Source organism: Chryseobacterium sp. RR2-3-20 (assembly GCF_017808115.1).
GTDB classification, from domain to species: Bacteria; Bacteroidota; Bacteroidia; order Flavobacteriales; family Weeksellaceae; genus Chryseobacterium; species Chryseobacterium oryzae.
The window spans coordinates 1-629 of sequence record NZ_JADQBD010000190.1; the positions used below are offsets into that span (position 1 = coordinate 1).

Sequence of the window (629 nt, forward strand, 5' to 3'; positions counted from 1 at the left end):
TGTAATCTTCCCATAAAACTGGATCATTTAAAATTATAGTTTTTAAATTTGGAAGAGAATGAAACAGAGTAAATTTACAGTAGTTCAGATCATCAAGATTTTATCTGAACAAAACGCAGGGAAATCCGTTAATGATATTTGCCGTGAGCATGGGATTAGCCAGGGAACTTATTATAATTGGAAAAGCAAATATGGTGGTATGGAAGCCCATCAGTTAGCCCAGCTCAAAGAGCTGGAAAAGCAACTTTCACAGTACAAAAAGATTGTGGCAGAGCTTACTTTGGAAAATGTAGTTTTAAAGGATGTCATAGAAAAAAAGCTTTGACGCCTTGCGAAAAGCGAGATCTGGTAATGTATTCAAAAGAAGCTCATCATATGAGTTCTCGCAGGGCGTGTCAGGTTTTCAGTCTACAAACTTCTGTTTTTTATTACAGGAAAAGATGTAAAAGTAAAGATGATGAGATCCGCGCACAATTGGTTTTGCTTGCAGAAGAGCACGAGACTTGGGGATTTTGGACGATGCACCACCGGTTGCGGAACTTAGGATTCAGGTGGAACCATAAACGTGTTTACAGAATTTATACTTCGATGAAACTTAATCTAAGAAACAAACGCAAGAAACGTCTTCC

The 629-nt window shown here is 37.8% G+C and carries 2 protein-coding genes; both read left to right on the forward strand.

Annotated elements, in window-relative coordinates:
* Positions 1-58: 58 nt before the first annotated feature.
* Positions 59-325, forward strand: coding sequence for a transposase (locus IV513_RS15645; protein ID WP_209391477.1), 267 nt, complete (start codon positions 59-61; stop codon positions 323-325).
* A gap of 26 nt (positions 326-351) precedes the next feature.
* On the forward strand, positions 352-629 hold a 278-nt coding region (locus IV513_RS15650; protein ID WP_209391478.1), incomplete at its 3' end, for an IS3 family transposase.